This window comes from Microcoleus sp. PH2017_35_SFW_U_B, assembly GCF_020737865.1.
Taxonomy (GTDB): Bacteria; Cyanobacteriota; Cyanobacteriia; order Cyanobacteriales; family Microcoleaceae; genus Microcoleus.
In genome coordinates this window covers 1-5,020 of record NZ_JAEQDE010000184.1, presented here as the reverse complement: position 1 = coordinate 5,020, position 5,020 = coordinate 1, and the positions used below count along the sequence as shown (strand labels likewise).

Here is a 5,020-nt window from a genome sequence, read left to right as displayed (position 1 = left end):
GGGTCTGAAGTAGCTGGGGGAAGCCCCCAGGAGGATGTCTGCGGCAATGACTGCATCTTTTCGGACTTTTTGAGAGCCAATTTTTGCCCGTGCTAGTTCCACGACTGCTTCGGGCGATGTTTGGCCTTGCAAGATTTCAACAGTCTTGTTTTCGTCAGCATTGGGTACGGTTGTGGTTCGGCTGTTATGTCTGGCCGCTGTTCTCAAACATTCGATCGATTTAAGTTTTCCAACTCTCAAAACGGCCTGTGGTGTATGAAACATGGCGGTGTCCTCGCCTCCCAAGTTTTGCTCGCTTTTTTATGCTTTTGACAATCCCTGGTTAAAGGATGCCTTCAAGGTCGATCGTTTTTATGGTGGTATCCTGACCTCCCAAGTTTTGCTTTTGACAATCTCTGCTTAAAGGATGCCTTTAAGGTCGATCATTTTTTGGGTGTTGCTAAATCATTGTAGGTGGCGCAAACTCGAACCAGAGAAGTCCTTAGAGTCGATCGTAACAAGCATCATAGTCGCTCCTGACTTAAAGCCACAAAAATAATTGCGATCGCCAACAGCAAGCCGAACGCGCTTACTGGTTACAATTGGCTTGCTTAGACTAATTTACCTCAGTTTTTCGGTTCTCCATTTTGGTCGAAAAAACATAGATTTCGATACCCCTAAGTATTCCGTAACTGAGATCGTAAAAAACGGTGCAATGCGGAGTAAGTAAAGACGCGCAAGTTTTGTGTCCATGCCCCCCTGTAGTATTGGTCTGTATCTAGGTTTTGGGCAAGGTTGGCTTCCTATTCAATGCAAATTTTGACAGTCTAAAAACCCCTGTAATCCTTATCCTGTATGAATTTTGGATAGACAAAAATTGATCTAAGTGTAACGTTAATAGACAAAAGTATAAAGTTCGCAGACGAAAATGAGATGAAAGCGTACCAAAATGGACGAACTGCGAACGAATGTTATCACGTCAAGTTTGGTGTAGTTTTAGTATTGGTAAATCAAGTTTGGTTGCAGTTTGGTAGTGCTTGATTGCAGTAAAATGTAATTTGGTTGCTGTTATGAATCGGTATCATTAAGCACATTTTTTTGTAAAAGTTTTGCACATTGTCGAGCGAGAAACCGTAGTTTTTCAAGCCGGGAGGATTAACTAAATAAAATATTACCTATTCAATACGACTCTTAATACCCCGATTGAAGCAGCGCCTCGTCGAGCAAATCTGTTAGTTTGAGTGTAAGAGCCCACTGGTTCATATAGCCGATATCGAGCCCCAGTTGCACTTTTAAAACTCCCAACACATCCCTCCACTGTTTTTGGGAACCGCCAGGAATTAGTTTGTACCAACTGAGTTTTTGCAGGACAATATCTTCGGGCGAGTAAATGTAAATTCCCTCTTCTTGTAAGCTGCTAACAGGGTAAAGCTGTCGTCGGTTCATTACCGAAGCGGAAAAAGGGTCATCGCTGCCCATTACAAAAATATCCGCTTTCTCCATAGAAGGCAAATATATGACATTGAAAGATGATTCGCGGGGCGATCTTCTTGACTTAGCAATTGCTTCATTCACAGCAGACTCGCTGATATAAAACTCGCCTGACATGGCATCAATTAGCCTCTGTGCTGTTCGCGCCTCCAGGTCAATTACTAAGTCCAAATCTTGCGTAGACCGGTTCTCTCCCAGCAGCGAACTCGCCACTGAACCGCCTATCACATAAGGAATATTCAGCGGGAACAAAATATCGGCTATTTTTCGCGCTAATGCGATCGGATCTGCAATCACTAACTCACCCCAATTATTGCTGTTTGATAAAACTTTTATCCACTCAGTACCTAAGCACCTTTTAATAAATTCTTGTCGAACTTTTGCCTCAGTAGCATTAGGATACTGACTCTCTATTCCCAATATTGCCAGCCTTCGCACCGATTGAGTGAAAGCGCAAGTCCGCTGTAATTTTTGTTGGGGCGTTAACTGCCGCAATAGCTGAAACATCAGCACGTCAGCCTCAATACTGGTATCGATAGATTGTGGCTTGTATCCCGACTTAACTGTGACTGCTGGCATTAACGGCATGATACAATGGAGATCGAGGGCCTAGATTCCACAATTGTATTACAGAATCAAAGTTTTTCAGGCGGATTGAAAAAGTTGATGTCTTTTTTTAATTATTATAAAAAATTGAACCAGTAAAAACACTTGCTATAATGATATCCAGAGCAAAGGCAATAGTTGCTAGAGTCAATAACCAGATGGCAAGATTTAGACGTTTACCTTTCTTGATTGCAGCTTCCTCAAATAATTCTATAGCTTCAACCCAAGTATTGGTAATGTAAGCTCTGTATCTTTCATTGGACTCATTGTACCAATAATCAGTCATTAACTCTCTGGGTTTAACAATAGTACCGATAGGGTTAGATGTTAGTCCTGTAGCAATTGTAAAAATAGATGCAGTAGAGAATACACATACGATTACTTTGAGAATCAAACAAGTAAGACACCCTGTGTTTATTCCTGGTAAATCCGCAGCAAACCTTAGTAGCAATCCCCCAAAGCCCAAAAATGTTCCTAGCCTCCCGTTTAGGTTGTCTAGGGCTTCATTTCGAGCTTTGTAAACTGATTCTGTATACTCGTAAGCCACGCTAATATTTGTAGAACCCGTTGCACCTTCTATAATGGATTGAGTGTTGTTATCTTCCATAAATATGTCTAATACCAATAACCCAGAGAAACCATCTACTCCCGACCCTTCACAACCTCCCATCCCTCAAAAAGCCAAAGGTTTTACCGGACCTGCCAACCAAACACCTCCTGCCACACCAAGTGAGGGAACAGTGGCCAGATTCGACGGCGGTTACAAAAACATTGTAACGTTTAATCAGCAACCGAAAAATTCCGACTAAGATTTTTTTCACACTACTGTTCTTGGGGGAGCAGAGTTTGATAGCCCTCTTCCCCAACTCATCCAAAATCCGCTCCTTTCCCCCGTCCAATTGACCAGATTCTATTTCCACACGATTACAAAGATGAGCTTGTGCGTTAATCCTCATTGCCAGAATCCGAAAAATGCCGCCGATAATATATTGCGCTGCTCTAGCTGCGGTTCTAATTTGTTGCTAGAAGGGCGCTATCGCGTCGCCTCCATACTGGGAGAAGGTGGCTTTGGCAAAACTTACGAGGTCAGCGATCGCGGGCGACCTCCGAAAGTTCTAAAAGTTTTGATTAAAAACACTCCCAAGGCTGTAGAACTATTCAAGCGAGAAGCCGAAGTTCTATGCCGCCTCAAGATTTTAGGAATTCCCAAAGGTGAAGAGTATTTTATATTTACTCCCGGTAACAGTCAGGAACAAGTGCATTGCTTCGTAATGCAAAAAATTGAAGGCGAAAATTTGCAAGATTGGATGTCCCAGCGGGACGATCGACCGATCGGCGAAAAGAAAGCCCGTCTTTGGTTGGAGGAGTTAGTTTATATCCTCAGCGACCTCCACCAGAATCAGTTATTTCACCGGGATATCAAGCCGTCCAACATCATGCTTTCTCAGGACGGATTGCTGGTATTAGTAGATTTTGGAACCGTGCGAGAAATCACCCAAACTTACGAAGGGAAACACGCAGCCAAGCAAATCACGACTATTCATACCCCCGGCTACGCTCCCTTGGAGCAATTCTGCGGCCAAGCTTCCCCGCAATCTGATTTCTTTGCCTTGGGCCGTACTTTTGTTTATTTGCTAACCGGAAAGCATCCTAATGAATTCAACAATCCCTACGAGCATGACCTTTACACTGACGAATTAGAGACTTGGCGCGATGAAGCACCCCATATTTCGCCCGTATTTGCAGATTTTATCGACCAACTCATGGCGCGGCCCCTTCAGAATCGCTTTGCGGATACTAAGGCAATTTTGCAACGGCTCCAAGAAGTTGACGAAATTTTGCATCCTCGCGTAGCCATTACGCTAGAAAGGTATCGATTGCAAAAAAAGTTGCAAAAAATGCAGAGGGATGAAGAACTTTTGTCTGATATTCGCCAGTTATCTCAACACTACTTTGAGAGATTTTCCAATGTACAGCCTGCATTGGAAAATTCAATAGATTGGCAACAAGTTGCCTTATACTGCACGTTGGGCGATTTATCATCTGGACATTCACAATCTGTACGCTGCATGGCTATTAGTCCAGACGGGCAGTTCCTCGTTAGTGGTTGCGACGGTGGAGTTGTCAAAGTTTGGAACTTGATTGAGGAAGAAGAACTTTATACACTTAAAGGTCACTCAGCAAGCGTAATTTCTGTAGCTATTAGCCCAGACGGCGAAACTTTGGCGAGTGCTAGTGCCGATCAAACCATTAGATTGTGGAACCTCAAAACCGGGCAAGAAATTCAAGCTTTCTTAGGGCATTCAAAGCCTATAACTTGCGTCGCTTTTCATCCAAAAAAAAATTCAGTTTTATTTAGTGGCAGCCTCGATACAACTGTCAGCATTTGGAATCTTGAAACCGCTCAAATAACGCATACCTACGCTAGACATACTAACGGCGTTACTTGCTTAGCCGTTCACCCCAACGGGAAAATTCTAGCCAGCGGCAGCCACGATTGTACTGTCATCGTTTGGAGTAACTACACCCTCGTCGGTCATTCTGCTCCTGTGGTATGCGTAGCAATTAGCCCAGATGGACAAACTCTCGTTAGCGGCAGTCAAGACAAAGAGATTAAAGTATGGAACCTGAACAACGGTGAGCTGCTTCGTACTTTGACCGGACATTCCGCCCCTGTCTGGTCTTTAGTAATGAGTCCAGACGGGCAGACTCTCGTTAGCGGTAGCGAGGATACAACCATCAAAGTTTGGAACTTAGAAACTGGGGAGGAAATTAAAACCCTCGCTCACAACTTGGCATCTGTTACCTCTTTAGCTATTAGTTTTGATGGTCAACTTTTAGCTAGTGGCAGGGGGAACGCATCTTATTGAACACTCTTCGCTAGTGGTGAGTATATTTTGAGATAAATTCACCATTCTTAGAAGCTATAGATACGCTTTGTAAT

5 protein-coding genes are annotated in these 5,020 nt (G+C 43.4%); 2 read left to right on the top strand and 3 right to left on the bottom strand.

Annotated elements, in window-relative coordinates; all coding sequences use genetic code 11:
* From JGK36_RS33200 to JGK36_RS33190, 3 genes are all read right to left on the bottom strand, one after another.
* Positions 1–264, bottom strand: a 264-nt coding sequence (locus tag JGK36_RS33200) for a plasmid recombination protein (RefSeq protein ID WP_293201343.1), incomplete at its 3' end; no start/stop codon positions are given.
* Between the two features lie 906 nt (positions 265–1,170).
* Positions 1,171–2,049 carry a hypothetical protein gene (locus tag JGK36_RS33195; protein ID WP_293198873.1) on the bottom strand — a complete coding sequence of 293 codons (879 nt, stop codon included), beginning with the start codon at positions 2,047–2,049 and terminating at the stop codon, positions 1,171–1,173.
* Between the two features lie 97 nt (positions 2,050–2,146).
* Positions 2,147–2,683: a hypothetical protein gene (locus tag JGK36_RS33190; RefSeq protein WP_293198875.1), complete on the bottom strand. Its 537-nt coding sequence runs from the start codon at positions 2,681–2,683 to the stop codon at positions 2,147–2,149.
* 4 nt (positions 2,684–2,687) lie between these two features.
* Here JGK36_RS33190 and JGK36_RS33185 point away from each other — a divergent pair, with 4 nt between their 5' ends.
* Positions 2,688–2,885 (top strand): hypothetical protein, encoded by a 198-nt coding sequence (locus JGK36_RS33185; protein ID WP_293198877.1) that lies wholly within the window; start codon positions 2,688–2,690, stop codon positions 2,883–2,885.
* Positions 2,886–3,008: 123 nt separating this feature from the next.
* Positions 3,009–4,946 carry a serine/threonine-protein kinase gene (locus JGK36_RS33180; RefSeq protein WP_293198879.1) on the top strand — a complete coding sequence of 646 codons (1,938 nt, stop codon included), beginning with the start codon at positions 3,009–3,011 and terminating at the stop codon, positions 4,944–4,946.
* Positions 4,947–5,020 lie beyond the last annotated feature (74 nt).

What these genes read in the sequence shown, in the direction of transcription:
- JGK36_RS33195 (WP_293198873.1), bottom strand. Translation starts at nt 2,049, where the DNA reads ATGCCAGCAGTCACAGTTAAGTCGGGATACAAGCCACAATCTATCGAT.
- JGK36_RS33190 (WP_293198875.1), bottom strand. Translation starts at nt 2,683, where the DNA reads ATGGAAGATAACAACACTCAATCCATTATAGAAGGTGCAACGGGTTCT.
- JGK36_RS33185 (WP_293198877.1), top strand. Translation starts at nt 2,688, where the DNA reads ATGTCTAATACCAATAACCCAGAGAAACCATCTACTCCCGACCCTTCA.
- JGK36_RS33180 (WP_293198879.1), top strand. Translation starts at nt 3,009, where the DNA reads ATGAGCTTGTGCGTTAATCCTCATTGCCAGAATCCGAAAAATGCCGCC.